This window comes from Burkholderia anthina, assembly GCF_902498995.1.
In the GTDB taxonomy this organism is placed as follows: Bacteria; Pseudomonadota; Gammaproteobacteria; order Burkholderiales; family Burkholderiaceae; genus Burkholderia; species Burkholderia anthina.
The window spans coordinates 26026-41541 of record NZ_CABVLY010000037.1 but is presented as its reverse complement, the minus strand read 5'-3'; the positions used below and the strand labels follow the sequence as shown (position 1 = coordinate 41541).

12 protein-coding genes and 1 tRNA gene are annotated in these 15516 nt (G+C 65.0%); 11 read left to right on the top strand and 2 right to left on the bottom strand.

Annotated features, from left to right (window positions below):
• Positions 1 to 26: 26 nt before the first annotated feature.
• Positions 27 to 1133, bottom strand: coding sequence for an aromatic ring-hydroxylating oxygenase subunit alpha (locus BME24068_RS31985; protein WP_096504081.1), 1107 nt, complete (start codon positions 1131 to 1133; stop codon positions 27 to 29).
• A 271-nt stretch (positions 1134 to 1404) separates the two neighbouring features.
• On the opposite strand from BME24068_RS31985, the gene BME24068_RS31980 reads away from it, so the two are divergent.
• The 4 genes from BME24068_RS31980 to folE2 all read left to right on the top strand — a co-directional run bounded on the left by BME24068_RS31980 (position 1405) and on the right by folE2 (position 5538).
• Entirely contained in the window at positions 1405 to 1707 is a 303-nt protein-coding gene (locus BME24068_RS31980; RefSeq protein ID WP_096504079.1) for an exodeoxyribonuclease VII small subunit, read from the top strand.
• Positions 1704 to 2588, top strand: a complete 885-nt coding sequence (locus BME24068_RS31975) for a polyprenyl synthetase family protein (protein ID WP_096504077.1) — start codon at positions 1704 to 1706, stop codon at positions 2586 to 2588. The genes BME24068_RS31980 and BME24068_RS31975 overlap by 4 nt, the downstream gene beginning before the upstream one ends.
• 81 nt (positions 2589 to 2669) lie before the next feature.
• Positions 2670 to 4574, top strand: a complete 1905-nt coding sequence (dxs, locus tag BME24068_RS31970) for a 1-deoxy-D-xylulose-5-phosphate synthase (RefSeq protein ID WP_096504075.1) — start codon at positions 2670 to 2672, stop codon at positions 4572 to 4574.
• Positions 4575 to 4728: 154 nt separating this feature from the next.
• Positions 4729 to 5538, top strand: a complete 810-nt coding sequence (folE2, locus tag BME24068_RS31965; protein ID WP_174928474.1) for a GTP cyclohydrolase FolE2 — start codon at positions 4729 to 4731, stop codon at positions 5536 to 5538.
• 100 nt (positions 5539 to 5638) lie between these two features.
• Here the strand turns inward: folE2 and tsaD are convergent, their stop codons facing one another.
• A complete protein-coding gene (tsaD, locus tag BME24068_RS31960) occupies positions 5639 to 6679 on the bottom strand; it encodes a tRNA (adenosine(37)-N6)-threonylcarbamoyltransferase complex transferase subunit TsaD (RefSeq protein ID WP_174928473.1) in 1041 nt (346 codons plus the stop codon).
• A 122-nt stretch (positions 6680 to 6801) separates the two neighbouring features.
• Here tsaD and BME24068_RS31955 point away from each other — a divergent pair, with 122 nt between their 5' ends.
• The 7 genes from BME24068_RS31955 (at position 6802) to BME24068_RS31925 (ending at position 15508) form a co-directional block, all read left to right on the top strand.
• Positions 6802 to 8031: a BaiN/RdsA family NAD(P)/FAD-dependent oxidoreductase gene (locus tag BME24068_RS31955; protein ID WP_279574104.1), complete on the top strand. Its 1230-nt coding sequence runs from the start codon at positions 6802 to 6804 to the stop codon at positions 8029 to 8031.
• A gap of 102 nt (positions 8032 to 8133) precedes the next feature.
• Positions 8134 to 8346, top strand: a complete 213-nt coding sequence (rpsU, locus tag BME24068_RS31950) for a 30S ribosomal protein S21 (protein WP_006479415.1) — start codon at positions 8134 to 8136, stop codon at positions 8344 to 8346.
• Between the two features lie 182 nt (positions 8347 to 8528).
• A complete protein-coding gene (locus BME24068_RS31945; protein ID WP_059524656.1) occupies positions 8529 to 8975 on the top strand; it encodes a GatB/YqeY domain-containing protein in 447 nt (148 codons plus the stop codon).
• Between the two features lie 72 nt (positions 8976 to 9047).
• Positions 9048 to 10922: a DNA primase gene (gene dnaG / locus BME24068_RS31940; protein WP_096504067.1), complete on the top strand. Its 1875-nt coding sequence runs from the start codon at positions 9048 to 9050 to the stop codon at positions 10920 to 10922.
• 88 nt (positions 10923 to 11010) lie between these two features.
• Positions 11011 to 13428 carry an RNA polymerase sigma factor RpoD gene (gene rpoD, locus BME24068_RS31935; protein ID WP_096504065.1) on the top strand — a complete coding sequence of 806 codons (2418 nt, stop codon included), beginning with the start codon at positions 11011 to 11013 and terminating at the stop codon, positions 13426 to 13428.
• Positions 13429 to 13566: 138 nt separating this feature from the next.
• Positions 13567 to 13645, top strand: a tRNA-Ile gene (locus tag BME24068_RS31930).
• Positions 13646 to 13957: 312 nt separating this feature from the next.
• Positions 13958 to 15508, top strand: a complete 1551-nt coding sequence (locus BME24068_RS31925; RefSeq protein ID WP_174928471.1) for a phospholipase D family protein — start codon at positions 13958 to 13960, stop codon at positions 15506 to 15508.
• The last annotated feature ends 8 nt before the right edge of the window (positions 15509 to 15516 follow it).

The window sequence follows — 15516 nt, the reverse complement described above, 5'->3', positions numbered from 1 at the left end:
GCGGCGCCGGAGCGCCGTTGGGGCCGTCAGAGATCGCCGAGATGGCGGCGCAGGAACTCGTGGAAGTGCTGCATGCCGTCTTCCATCGGGCTCTGGTACGGACCGACCTGCGACTCGCCGCGCGCCATCAGCGCACGCCGGCCCGCGTCCATCCGCATCGCGATTTCGTCGTCCTCGACGGCCGTCTCCATATAGGCGGCGCGCTCGGCCTCGACGAACTCGCGCTCGAACAGCGCGATTTCCTCGGGGTAATAGAACTCGACGATGTTCGTCGTCTTCTGCGGGCCGCGCGGGATCAGCCACGACACGACGAGCACGTGCGGATACCACTCGATCATCAGGCCCGGGTAATAGACCATCCAGATCGCGCCGAACTCCGGCGGCACGCCGTTGCGGAACTTGAGCACCTGCTCGTGCCACTTCTGGTAGGTTACGCTGCCCGGCTTGGCGAGTGCGTTGTGCACGCCGACCGTCTGCACGCTGTACCAGTCGCCGAACTCCCAGTTGAGATCGTCGCACGACACGAAGCTGCCGAGGCCCGGGTGGAACGGAACGACGTGGTAATCCTCGAGGTAGACCTCGATGAACGTCTTCCAGTTGTAATCGCACTCGTGCACTTCGACGTGATCGAACTGGTACTCGGAGAAGTCGAAGTGATGCTTCGTGCCGAGGTTCGCCAGATCGCGCGCGACGTTGCGGCCTTCGGCCTCGAACAGCAGCCCCTGCCAGTTCTGCAGCGGGCTCTTGCCGAGGTTCAGGCACGGCTTGTCGGGGAAGTGCGGCGCGCCGAGCAACTGGCCTTCCAGATCGTACGTCCAGCGGTGCAGCGGGCACACGATGTTCTGCGCGTGGCCGCGCCCGTTGAGCATGATCGCCTGCCGGTGGCGGCACACGTTCGACAGCAGTTCGATCTGGTTCGCCGGGTTGCGGACCAGCACGCGGCCTTCCTTTTCGGACGGCAGCGCAAAATAATCCCCCGCCTCCGGCACCATCAACGCGTGCCCGACGTAACGAGGTCCTTTCTTGAAGAGGGTTTCGATCTCGCGCTCGAGTAGCGCCTCATCGAAATATGCAGTGACTGGAAGCTGGCTGTGAGCCGACTTCAACTGAAGCGCATCGCTCAGATTGGACATTCCCACTCCCGGTGTTAGCGTGAAAGCAGTGAACAACCCAACCATCGAAAAATCGATTTAGGGAAACGGGGAATTATACCCGGTTCGTCTCGCAAGGCTAGGATTAAGTGCCTGATTTGTGTCAATTTTTTGTCGGGCGACGATCGTCGGGTGCACAATGTGTGCAACAGAAGGGGCCCGAAGCCGGGCCGGGGTGTCCAAGTCGTCAGGTCGGAAAATTCTCTTTTGCCGTAGAATGTCCGACTTGTTTTGAAATTTGACACCCTCGTCCATGGCGAAAACCGCATCCCAAGGCGCTACCCCGCCCGGTAATGGCACCGAAGGCACCGAACCGTTGCCGGACAATTACGAAGCGGCGCTCGCGGAACTCGAGACGCTGGTTGCCCGGATGGAAGGCGGCGCACTGAGCCTCGAGGATTCACTGGCGGCGTATCGCCGCGGTGCGACCCTCGTTGCATTTTGCCAACAGCAACTCGAGAAGGTGGAGCAGCAGGTCCGCGTGCTCGACGGCGCGACGCTGAAGCCGCTTTCGTCCGGAACGGCCGCCACGGACGGCGAAGACGACGATCTATGACATTCGAACAATGGATGCGGTCCGTGCTCGGCCGCGTCGAGGACGCACTCGGCCACTATTTGCCGGCTGAAAACGTGGTGCCCACGCAACTCCACGAAGCGATGCGCTACGCGGTCCTCGGCGGCGGCAAGCGCGTTCGCCCGCTGCTGTGCCATGCGGCAGGCGAACTGACCGGCGCGACGGAAGCGGCGCGCAACGCGGCGGCGGCGGCGCTGGAGATGATCCACGTCTACTCGCTCGTGCACGACGACATGCCGTGCATGGACGACGACGCGCTGCGACGCGGCAAGCCGACCGTGCACGTGCAGTACGACGAGCCGACGGCGCTGCTGGTCGGCGATGCGCTGCAGTCGCAGGCATTCGTTGCGCTGACCGACGCCGCTGCGCTGTCGCCGGTACAGCAGGCCGCGCTCGTGCGCGAGCTTGCGCTCGCGAGCGGCTCGATCGGCATGGCCGGCGGTCAGGCGATCGACCTGGCGAGCGTCGGCCTCAAGCTGACGCGCGAACAGCTCGAGACGATGCACCGGATGAAGACGGGCGCGCTGCTGCGTGCGGCCGTGCGGATGGGCGCACTGGCCGGCGAGGCGCCGTCGGCGGAAGCGATGGCTGCGCTCGATGTATACGCGGGGGCCGTGGGTCTGGCCTTCCAGGTCGTCGACGATATTCTCGACGTCACGACCGATTCGGCGACGCTCGGCAAGACGGCCGGCAAGGATGCGGCGAACGACAAGCCGACTTACGTATCGATCCTCGGCCTCGACGCGTCGCGCGAGCTCGCAGCCCAGCTGCGCGCCGAAGCGCACGACGCGCTGAAACCGTTCGGCGCACGCGCACAGCGTCTCGCCGAACTTGCCGACCTGGTGGTGAACCGGGTCAGCTGACGCGAAAGCCCGCCGCCGCGCACACGCTACGGTGCGTGCAATAGAATGCGGGCGCGTTTGATTTCCTACAATGGAACGACGATGTACGACTTGCTGAAAACCATCGACGACCCGGCGGATTTGCGCCGCCTCGATCGTCGCCAACTCCAACCGCTCGCGGATGAACTGCGCGCGTTCGTGCTCGACAGCGTGTCGAAGACGGGCGGCCATCTGTCGTCCAACCTCGGGACGGTCGAGCTGACGATCGCGTTGCACTACGTGTTCAACACGCCGAACGACCGGATCGTCTGGGACGTGGGTCACCAGACCTACCCGCACAAGATCCTGACGGGTCGCCGCGACCAGATGCATTCGCTGCGCCAGTACGACGGCATCTCGGGTTTCCCGCGTCGCAGCGAATCCCAATACGACACGTTCGGCACCGCACACTCGAGCACGTCGATTTCGGCGGCGCTCGGCATGGCGATCGGCAGTCAGCTGAACGGCGACGATCGCTTCTCGATCGCGGTGATCGGCGACGGTGCGATGACGGCCGGCATGGCGTTCGAGGCGATGAACAACGCGGGCGTGTCGGAAGACGCGAAGCTGCTCGTGATCCTCAACGACAACGACATGTCGATTTCGCCGCCGGTCGGCGCGCTGAATCGCCATCTCGCCCGCCTGATGTCGGGCCGCTTCTATGCGGCCGCGCGCGCAGGCGTCGAGCGCGTGCTGAGCGTCGCGCCCCCGGTGCTCGAACTCGCGCGCAAGCTCGAGGAGCATGCGAAGGGCATGGTCGTGCCGGCCACGCTGTTCGAAGAGTTCGGCTTCAACTACATCGGCCCGATCGACGGTCACGATCTCGATTCGCTGATCCCGACGCTGCAGAACATCCGCGAACTGCGCGGTCCGCAGTTCCTGCACGTGGTTACGAAGAAAGGCCAGGGCTACAAGCTGGCCGAAGCCGATCCCGTGCTCTATCACGGCCCCGGCAAGTTCAACCCGGCAGAAGGCATCAAGCCGTCGACCACGCCCGCGAAGAAGACGTACACGCAGGTGTTCGGCGAATGGCTGTGCGACGAAGCTGAGCGCGATTCGCGCGTCGTCGGCATCACGCCCGCGATGCGCGAGGGCTCGGGCATGGTCGAGTTCGAGAAGCGCTTCAAGGATCGCTACTACGACGTCGGCATCGCCGAGCAGCACGCGGTGACGTTCGCGGGCGGCCTCGCGACCGAAGGGCTGAAGCCCGTCGTCGCGATCTACTCGACGTTCCTGCAGCGTGCCTACGATCAGCTGATCCACGACGTCGCGCTGCAGAACCTGCCGGTCGTGTTCGCGATCGACCGTGCGGGCCTCGTCGGTGCCGACGGTGCGACGCACGCGGGCGCGTACGATCTCGCGTTCATGCGCTGCATCCCGAACATGACGATCATGGCTGCGTCCGACGAGAACGAGTGCCGCCAGATGCTGCACACGGCGCTTCAGCAGCCGAACCCGACCGCGGTGCGTTATCCGCGCGGCGCGGGCACGGGCGTGGCGACGGTGAAGGAACTCACCGGAATCCCGCTCGGCAAGGGCGAGGTGCGTCGCCGTACGTCGCAGCCGGAAGGCAAGCGCGTCGCGATCCTCGCGTTCGGCACGATGGTCGCGCCGTCGCTCGTGGCGGGCGAAGCGCTCGACGCAACGGTGGCGAACATGCGCTTCGTGAAGCCGGTCGATGCGGCGCTCGTGCGTGAGCTCGCCGAGACGCACGACTACCTCGTCACGGTCGAGGAAGGTTGCGTGATGGGCGGTGCGGGCTCGGCCTGCGTCGAAGCCCTGATGGAGAGTGGGGTTATCCGACCCGTAATACAATTGGGCCTCCCTGACCAGTTCATCGATCACGGCGACCCCGCGAAGCTGCTGTCGCAATGCGGCCTCGACGGCGCGGGCATCGCGAAATCGATTCGCGAACGCTTCCTGAGCCCGGCGGCCGATGTCGCCGGTCAGGCGAAGCGCGTCGCGTAAGCTGGCGCCGCCCGCGGGCGGCGTCGGTGCGACTGGCGTAACCGGTCTTCATTGATTCGGAAAACATGGGCCTGCGGGCCCATGTTGCTTTTCCGGCTGCCGCATGACGCGGCGTGCGCGTCGTCGAACGCGCGGCTTACAAGGATTGAACAAGATGAACCAGATGAATCCCGCCTTCGTGATGCCCGACGTGCAGAGCACGGTGGATACCCGCCAGATTCCGATTCAGCGCGTGGGCGTGAAGGCGGTCCGGCATCCGTTGACGGTGCGCACCGAAAGCGGCGACGTGCAGCCGACCGTCGGCGTCTGGAACCTCGACGTGCGTCTGCCTGCCGATCAGAAGGGCACGCACATGTCGCGCTTCGTCGCGCTGCTCGAAGACAACCGCGCGCCGCTGACGGTCGAGCGTTTCCGCGCGATGCTCGCATCGATGCTGGAGAAGCTCGAGGCCGAGGCCGGCCGCATCGAGGTCACGTTCCCGTATTTCGTGAACAAGACGGCGCCGGTGTCGGGCGTGCAGAGCCTGCTCGATTATGAAGTGACGCTCGCGGGCGAAAGCCGCAACGGCGAGACGCGCCTGTTCCTGAAGGTGCTCGTGCCGGTAACGAGCCTGTGCCCGTGCTCGAAGAAGATCTCGCAGTACGGCGCGCACAACCAGCGCTCGCACGTGACGATCGACGCCGAGCTCGCGGCCGACCTGCCGGTCGAGGCGCTGATCCGCATCGCGGAAGAAGAGGCGTCGTGCGAGCTGTGGGGCCTGCTGAAGCGTCCGGACGAGAAGTTCGTCACGGAGCGTGCGTACGAAAATCCGAAGTTCGTCGAGGATCTGGTGCGCGACGTCGCGCAGCGTCTCGATGCGGATGCGCGCGTGATCGCGTACGTGCTCGAAGCCGAGAACTTCGAGTCGATCCACAATCACAGCGCGTATGCGCTGATCGAGCGCGACAAGCGCCACGCCGCGTAACGCTGCGTCGATTTGCCGCTGCAATGAACAAGGCCGCTCGAGAACGAGCGGCCTTTTGCTTTTCGGCGCGTGCCGGTGCGGGGTTATCGCGTTGTGCGGCTCAGCGCGCGAGCGACGCGAGATCCCAGCGCGGTTTCACCGTGAACGCGTAGTCGGCACTTGCCTGCTCGGGCCAGCGGCCGAGCCGCAGCGCGCCGGCGAGCGCGATCATCGCGCCGTTGTCGGTGCAGAGCGCGAGGTCGGGATAGTGCGCGTCGAAGCTGCGCTTGGTCGCGGCGGCCGACAGCGCCGCGCGCAACTGGCGGTTCGCACCGACGCCGCCGGCGACCACGAGCCGCTTGAGCTTCGTCTTCTTGAGCGCGGCGAGCGACTTCGCGACCAGCACGTCGACGGCCGCATCGACGAAGCCGCGCGCGAGGTCGGCCTTCGCGCGCTCCAGCGTGTCGCCTTCGAGCTTCGCGGCCTCGAATTTCTTCATCTGGGTGAGCACGGCCGTCTTCAGGCCGCTGAAGCTGAAGTCGAGATCGCCGGAATGCAGCATCGGGCGCGGCAGCACGACGGCGCCCGGCGTGCCCGTTTCCGCGAGCTTCGAGACTTCCGGGCCGCCCGGGTAGCCGAGGCCGATCAGTTTCGCGGTCTTGTCGAACGCTTCGCCGGCCGCGTCGTCGAGCGTCTCGCCGAGTGTCTCGTACACACCGACGTCGGTCACGCGCATCAGCTGCGTATGGCCGCCCGACACGAGCAGCGCGATGAACGGGAACGGCGGCGGCTCGTCGACGAGCAGCGGCGACAGCAGGTGGCCTTCGAGGTGATGGATGCCGACGGTCGGCTTGTTCCACGCGAGCGCGAGCGCATTCGCGATGCTCGCGCCGACCAGCAGTGCGCCGGCGAGGCCGGGGCCCTGCGTGAAGGCGATCGCGTCGATGTCGTCGCGGTGCGTGCCGCTTTGCGCCATCACCTCCTCGAGCAGCGGCAGCGCGCGGCGGATGTGGTCGCGCGAGGCGAGCTCGGGCACGACGCCGCCGTATTCGCGATGCATCGCGATCTGCGAATGGAGCGCGTGCGCGAGCAGGCCGCGCTGCGTGTCGTAGAGCGCGAGGCCGGTTTCGTCGCAGGAGCTTTCGATGCCGAGAACGAGCATGGGTGCGGGCAGGGCGCGCCGTATCGGGCGTGCCGCAGGAAGGTCAACGTAACCTGAAATTATAGCAGGCGAGGGCTGGCCTGCCGCCGCGGGCAGCCCGGTCCCGAAGCCGGGCAGGTACAATCCGCGCCATGGAAACCTATGACATCGCCGTGATCGGCGCGGGCGCCGCCGGGATGATGAGCGCCGCGGTTGCCGGGCAACTCGGCCGCCGCGTGGTGCTGATCGACCACGCGCCGCGGCTCGCCGAGAAAATCCGTATCTCGGGCGGCGGCCGCTGCAACTTCACGAATCTGTACGCTGGCCCCGACAACTACCTGTCGTCGAATCCTCATTTCGCGCGCTCGGCGCTCGCGCGCTATACGCCGCGCGACTTCCTCGGGCTGCTCAAGCGCCATCACGTCACCTGGCACGAAAAGCACAAAGGCCAGCTCTTTTGCGACCACGGCAGCGACGCGATCATCGACGTACTGAAGCACGAATGCGATGCGGGCGGCATCGCGTGGCGCCGGCCCGTGGTCGTGGACGCGGTGCGCCACGCGCCGGAGGATGGCTTCACGCTCGACACGCAGCAGGCGGGGCCGATTCGCGCGCGCGCGCTGGTCGTCGCGACGGGCGGCCTGTCGATCCCGAAGATCGGCGCGACGGACTTCGGTTACCGGCTCGCGAAGCAGTTCGGCCACAAGCTCGTCGATACGCGGCCCGCGCTCGTGCCGCTCACGTTCGCGCAGCAGGACTGGGCGCCGTTCGCGGCGCTGTCCGGCGTGTCGCTCGAGGTGCGCGTGTCGACCGGCGACAGGAAGCGCGGCGGCGAATTCGTCGAGGATCTGCTGCTGACCCATCGCGGCCTGTCGGGGCCCGGCATTTTGCAGATCTCCAGCTACTGGCAGTCCGGCGACCCGATCCGCATCGACCTGCTGCCGCAGCGCGACGCAGTGGCCGAACTGCTCGACGCGAAGCGCGCGTCAAAGCGCCAGATCGGCTCGTTGCTCGCGGACTGGGTGCCGTCGCGTCTCGCGCACGTGTGGCTCGACACGCATCGCGTCGCGGCCGATGCGCGGCTCGCGGACCTGCCCGACAAGACGCTGCGCCAGATCGGCGATGCGCTGTCCGGCTGGACGCTGACGCCGAACGGCACCGAGGGCTACAAGAAGGCCGAGGTGACGAAGGGCGGTGTCGATACGCGCGAACTGTCGTCGGCGACGATGATGAGCGCGCGGGTGCCGGGGCTGTTCTTCATCGGCGAAGCCGTGGACGTGACGGGCTGGCTCGGCGGCTACAACTTCCAGTGGGCATGGGCGTCCGGCACGGCAGCCGGGCAGGCGGCGGCGGAGTTCGCGCGCGGCGCGTGACGGCGGCCGGCCCGTGGATGACGGGACCCGTCCCTTATGTCTTTGTGCGGTGCTCTGCTATACTCGTAAATCTTCCCTGCAAACCTTTATTCGTGTCGGATCATGACGATCATTCGCGTTAAAGAGAACGAGCCGTTCGAAGTCGCCATGCGTCGCTTCAAGCGCACGATCGAGAAGAACGGTCTGCTGACCGAGCTTCGTGCGCGCGAGTTTTACGAGAAGCCGACCGCCGAACGCAAGCGCAAGAAGGCTGCCGCGGTGAAGCGTCATTACAAGCGTATCCGCAGCCAAACGTTGCCGAAGAAGCTGTACTGAACGATTGAGCGCCGCGCGATTCACCGAGCGGCGCACCGGCGATTCTGCACGGTCGGTCACGATCGCGGGGCGAATCGCCGATGCCGGATTCGAGCAACCCGCTTGAGACATAGTCCCAAGCGGGTTTTTGTGTTGACGCCCTTTTGTGGGCGTCGAACTCACATTTCCATCCCGGGTGCAAGATGAGTTTGAAAGAGCAGATCAGCGAAGACATGAAGGCCGCGATGCGCGCGAAGGAAAGCGAGCGTCTGGCGACGATTCGCCTGCTGATGGCCGCGATCAAGCAACGTGAAGTCGACGATCGCGTAACCCTCGACGACGCGGGCATCACGGCCGTGATCGACAAGATGATCAAGCAGCGGAAGGATTCGATCAGCCAGTTCGAGGCCGCGGGCCGCGACGATCTCGTCGCGAAGGAGCAGGCCGAACTGACCGTGCTGGGCGCGTACATGCCCGCGCAGTTGTCGGACGCCGAAGTGGCTGCCGAAGTCCAGGCCGCGGTCGCGGCAACGGGCGCGGCGGGCCCGCAGGACATGGGCAAGGTGATGGGCGTGCTGAAGGGCAAGCTCGCCGGCCGTGCCGACATGACGGCCGTTTCCGCGCAGGTCAAGGCCGCGCTTTCGAAGTAAATCCCGCTTTCCGGCGCGCCGCATGCGTGTGCGCCGGGGCGTCGTATTGTCTATTTTTCGCTCGATCCCACGGTGATTCCGCATTCGTTCCTGCAGGATTTGCTGAACCGCGTCGATATCGTCGACGTGGTGGGCCGGTACGTGCAGCTCAAGAAGGGCGGCGCGAACTTCATGGGGCTGTGCCCGTTCCACAACGAGAAGAGTCCGTCGTTTACCGTCAGTCCGACCAAGCAGTTCTATCACTGCTTCGGCTGCGGCGCCCACGGCACGGCGATCGGCTTCCTGATGGAGCACGCAGGTCTCACGTTCCCGGAAGCGGTTCAGGAACTCGCGCAATCGGTCGGGTTGACCGTGCCGCACGAGCCGTCGATGCGCGGTGGGGGCGCAGGCGGTGGCGGCGGCGATTATCCGGCGCCCGTATCGAAGTCGGTCGCGACTGCGTTGTCCGACGTGATGTCGGCCGCGTGCGACTACTACCGCAAGCAATTGCGCGGCGCGACGGTCGCGATCCAGTATCTGAAGAACCGGGGCCTGACCGGCGAGATCGCCGCGCGCTTCGGGCTCGGTTATGCGCCAGACGGCTGGCAGAACCTCGAAACCGCGTTCCCGGACTACCGTGACGATTCGCTCGTCGAATCGGGGCTCGTGATCGTCAGCGAGAAGACCGACGGGCAAGGTGTCGCGCGACGCTATGACCGGTTTCGCGAGCGAATCATGTTCCCGATCCGCAACGTGAAGGGGCAGGTGATCGGGTTCGGCGGCCGCGTGCTCGGCAGCGGCGAGCCGAAGTATCTGAACTCGCCGGAAACGCCGCTGTTCAACAAGGGCAGCGAACTGTACGGGCTGTTCGAGGCGCGTCTCGCGATTCGCGAGCGCAAGTACGTGCTGGTCGTCGAAGGCTACATGGACGTCGTCGCGCTCGCGCAGCTCGGCTTCCCGAACGCGGTCGCGACGCTCGGCACGGCGTGTACGCCGATTCACGTACAGAAGCTGCTGCGCCAGACCGATACGGTCATCTTCAGCTTCGACGGCGACTCGGCCGGGCGGCGTGCGGCGCGTCGCGCGCTCGAGGCATGCCTGCCGCATGCGGCGGATAACCGGACGATCCGATTCCTTTTCCTGCCGTCCGAGCATGATCCGGACAGCTATGTACGCGAATTCGGCGCGGATGCGTTCTCCGAGCAGGTCGAGCGCGCGATGCCGTTGTCGCAATTTCTGTTGAACGAAGCAATTGCCGGCAAGGCGCTCGATCAGCCGGAAGGCCGTGCGAAGGCGCTGTTCGATGCGAAGCCGATGCTGCAGGCGCTGCCGGCGAACGCGTTGCGCGCGCAGATCATGCACATGTTCGCCGACCGGCTCGATATCCCGTTCGAGGAAGTGGCCGGGCTGTCCGACGTCGATTCGCGGATCGCTGCGCCGCCGCGCCAGGCGCCCGCGCGCAGCGAACGGCGGCGCGTGACCGACAGCGAAAAGCGGGCATTGCGCACGCTCGTCATGCATCCGCGCATCGCGTCGCAACTCGACGACGAGCAGATTGCGACCCTGCGGGCGCTGCCCCGCATCGGCGAGCTGTTCGCGGAGGTCGTCGATCACGCGCGCGCGCTGGGCGACGGCGCCGAGTTCCGGCTGCTGTCGGATGTCCTGCGGACATCCTCGAATGGGGCGACTTACGAGGAAATCTTCCGCGAAATTCTGGACTATGATGAAAACGTCCGCGACTTGCTGTTACAGAATCCGGAAGACGAGACGGTGCCCGAGCGGCAGCGCGAACAGGAACGGATCGCGGGGGAGGAACTGCAGGCAGCGGTGCTCAAGATGCGCTATGACGCTTGCTGCGACCGGCTCGACAGGCTGGCGCGGCAATCCACTTTCACACCCGAGGAACTGGCTGAATTGACGGAATTGAACCAGCAGCGAACCGACATGAAGCGTCGGCTCGGGCTGTAGGCGGCCGGGGCGCCAGGAGAGGGCTCCCCAGCGTGCTATAATATAAGGTTTCCAGCGGTTTGTTTTCTAAGCAGAGGCGAAATTCGCGATGGCAAAGACGACAGGCGGAAAGAAAGCAACAGGCAAGGGCTCGACGGAGCCGACCACGAAGGTCACAGCGGCCAAGTCTGCTTCTTCCATCAGGACAACGTCTTCAGCCACGTCAGCCCCTGCAGGAAAAAAAACCGCGGCCGGCACTGCTCAGGCTGCGCCGGCGCCGGCAGCCAGAACACGGGCTGCCGCCAGACCCGACTCCGGGCCGGCCCAGCCGGCGGCGAAGCGGGCAAGTGCGAAAAGCGCAAGGGACACGACTGCCGCTGCGGACGAAACGGCAGTACGTACTACTCATGCACCAACGGTTCAACCGGCTGTCGTCCAGCAGCCGCGAGTCGATATAGCCGGTACGGCGAACTCCATGACCAAAAAGCTGAACGAAGTATCCGTCGATGACGACGCAAATCAGAGCGACGAGCAGCCCGCAGCCGTGGCTGCTCCGGGCAAATCCAAGGTGCGCGATCGTCGCGCCAAGGAAAAGGCGCTGCTGAAGGAAGCGTTCGCGACGAGCACGCCCGGCACGGCCGAGGAGCTCGAAGAGCGCCGCGTGAAGCTGCGCGCGCTGATCAAGCTCGGCAAGGAGCGCGGCTTCCTCACGTATGCCGAAATCAACGACCACCTGCCGGACAACTTCACCGAGACGGAAGCCCTCGAAGGCATCATCGGCACGTTCAACGACATGGGCGTGGCGGTTTACGAGCAGGCACCGGACGCGGAAACGCTGCTCCTGAACGACAACGCGCCGGCCGCGTCGTCGGACGACGAAGTCGAAGAGGAAGCGGAAGTCGCGCTGTCCACCGTCGATTCGGAATTCGGTCGCACGACCGATCCGGTCCGGATGTACATGCGTGAAATGGGCACGGTCGAGCTGCTCACGCGCGAAGGCGAAATCGAGATCGCGAAGCGGATCGAGGACGGCCTGCGCCACATGGTGATGGCCATCTCCGCGTGCCCGACGACGATCGCCGACATCCTCGCGATGGCCGAGCGCGTCGCGAACGAAGAGATCCGCGTCGACGAGCTCGTCGACGGCCTGCTCGATCCGAATGCTTCGGACTCCGCCGATACGGACGGTTTCTCCGCGAAGGAAGCGGAAGCGATCGAGAACGAGGACGAGGAAGCCGAAGAGGAGGAGGAAGAAGAGGAAGAGGAGGAGGACGACGGTGCCGCGCAGGCATCGGCCAACGCCGCTCAACTCGAAGCCCTCAAGCGTGCGTCGCTCGACAAGTTCTCGCAGATCAGCGAGTGGTTCGACAAGATGCGCCGCGCGTTCGAGAAGGAAGGCTACAAGTCGAAGTCCTACCTGAAGGCGCAGGAAACGATCCAGACCGAACTGATGACGATCCGCTTCACCGCGCGTACCGTCGAACGTCTGTGCGACACGCTGCGTGCGCAAGTGGACGAAGTGCGTCAGGTCGAACGTCAGATCCTGCACATCGTCGTCGACAAGTGCGGCATGCCGCGTTCGGAATTCATCGCGCGCTTCCCCGGCAGCGAGACGGATCTCGACTGGGCCGAGAAGGTCACGGCCGAAGGTCATTCGTACAGCGCGGTGCTGTCGCGTAACGTTCCGGCGATCCGCGAACAGCAGCAGCGCCTGCTCGACCTGCAGGCGCGCGTCGTGCTGCCGCTGAAGGACCTGAAGGAAACCAACCGCCAGATGGCGGCCGGCGAACTGAAGGCGCGTCAGGCGAAGCGTGAAATGACCGAGGCGAACCTGCGTCTCGTGATCTCGATCGCGAAGAAGTACACGAACCGCGGCCTGCAGTTCCTCGACCTGATCCAGGAAGGCAACATCGGCCTGATGAAGGCGGTGGACAAGTTCGAATACCGTCGCGGCTACAAGTTCTCGACCTATGCGACGTGGTGGATCCGTCAGGCCATCACGCGTTCGATCGCGGACCAGGCGCGTACGATCCGTATTCCGGTTCACATGATCGAAACGATCAACAAGATGAACCGCATCTCGCGGCAGATCCTGCAGGAAACCGGTCTCGAACCGGATCCGGCAACGCTCGCCGAGAAGATGGAAATGCCGGAAGACAAGATCCGCAAGATCATGAAGATCGCGAAGGAGCCGATCTCGATGGAAACGCCGATCGGTGACGACGACGATTCCCATCTCGGCGACTTCATCGAGGACAACAACACGGTCGCGCCGGCGGATGCCGCGCTACATGCAAGCATGCGCGACGTCGTGAAGGACGTGCTCGATTCGCTGACGCCGCGCGAGGCGAAGGTGCTGCGGATGCGCTTCGGTATCGAGATGAGCACCGATCACACGCTCGAGGAAGTCGGCAAGCAGTTCGACGTCACCCGCGAGCGGATCCGTCAGATCGAGGCCAAGGCGCTGCGCAAGCTGCGTCACCCGAGCCGTTCCGACAAGCTGAAGTCGTTCCTCGAAGGGAACTGATTTCCAGCGTCTCGGTTGCGAGCGCCGCCGGTATCCGTGTGATACCGGCGGCGTTTGTCCCTTTCGTCGTCTTTGTTGTTACAATGCCGGCCCGGCCTCGTTGCCGGGGCAGCGTGTAGCACGCTTTGCTTCTCGTCTGGGCCCCTAGCTCATGCTTGGTTAGAGCAGCGAACTCATAATTCGTTGGTGCCGGGTTCGACTCCCGGGGGGCCCACCAGATTCGCTTCCATGGTTGTCCGGGGAAGCCGCGAAACCCGCGATGCCGCACGGCGTCGCGGGTTTTTTCTCGTGTGCGCCGCCCGAATGTGTCGAACGTATTGAATGCGTTCGCGCCGGCGCCGCATGTCGCATCTTTGCCACCGGGGAAACACTGAAAGCGTGCCGCCCCGATATCAATCGAAGTATGCTGTAGCGCGATCCGGTCGCACGCTGATCCGTTCAGCGCGCGCATCGTGGACCAGCGCCGCGCTCCGTCCGGCAGCCAGAACAAACACAATCCGACTTCGCCCGACAGTGAGGGGCGGCCAACATGATCATGCTGCGTTCGTGGGGTGCGATTCTGTCGTTGCTGATGCTTGCCGCGTGCGCGAGCCTGCCGCCGCAGGCCGACCGTGCGCCGACGCATGCATTCGCCGATACCGGCAACACGCGCCTCGGCGTGGCATTTCGTCAGCAGGCCGCCGCGCATCCGGGGCAGGACGCGTTTCATCTGCTGCGCGACCCGGTCGATGCGCTCGATGCGCGCGTGCTGCTCGCCGATCGCGCGGACCGTTCGCTGGACCTCCAGTACTACATCTGGCACGACGACCTGACCGGGCATGAACTCGCGGACGCGATCATGCGCGCGGCCGATCGCGGCGTACGCGTGCGCGTGCTGCTCGACGATCTCGGGACGAACGCGGACGACCGAAAACTGCTCGAGATCAGTTCGCATCCGAACATCGAGATCCGGCTCTTCAATCCGGTGGCGACACGCCACTTCAAGAAGATCGGCACGGTGTTTGAATTCGCGCGCGTCAATCGGCGCATGCACAACAAGGCGATGATCGCGGACAACCAGGCGGCGATCATCGGCGGGCGCAATATCGGCGACGAGTACTTCGGCGCGTCGTCGATGCTGGAGTTCGGCGATCTCGACGTCGTCGTGCACGGCCCGGTCGTGAACGACATCTCGAACGAATTCGACGCGTTCTGGAATTCGCCGTATGCGTATCCGGTCAATGCGCTGGTCGGGCATGACGCGCCGCCGGGCGGACTCGATCAGGAGCGCGAACGATTGCGCGATTACCTGCGGGCGATGGAAGACAATCCGTACGTGCTCGAGGCGCGGCACCGGCTCGACCAGATCGTGCATGGCGAGGGCACGGAGCTCTCATGGGGGCATGCAACGCTGCTGTACGACGATCCCGCGAAGATCGCGCGGGCGCCGAAGGACAGCGAAGGGCACCTGATGCCGCAGCTGCGTGCGCTTGCGTTGCGGCCCGAGCACGAGTTGCTGATCGTGTCGCCGTATTTCGTGCCGGGCAAGGACATGGTCGAACGGCTGCATGCGCTCACCGCGCGCGGCGTACGCGTGACGATCCTGACGAACTCGCTCGCATCGACCGACGTCGCGGCCGTGCATGCCGGTTATCGGCGTTATCGGCGCGATCTGGTGGAGGCCGGCGTGCGGCTTTACGAGCGCCGGCCGTCCGGCGACAAGAGCATCTCGAAGCAGGTCATCATCGGTTCATCGCGCGCGTCGTTGCATGCGAAGACGTATGTGTTCGACCGCAAGAGCATCTTCATCGGATCGATGAATCTCGACCCGCGCTCGCTGAACCTCAACACCGAGATCGGTGTTTATTGCGAGAGTCCGGCGATCGCATCCGAAGTTGCGACGGACCTGGAGCCGCGGCTCGATCGCATCGCGTGGCGCGTCGAGTTGAGGACTGACCCGGCGGGGAAAGGGCGGCTCAAGTGGATGCAGACCGACGCGGACGGGGAGGTGACCGAGCTCGATCACGAGCCGGAAGTGTCCGCGGCGCGGCGGATGGAAGTGTGGTTTCTCGGCTTGTTCCCGATCGAGTCGCAGCTATGAGCGATGAT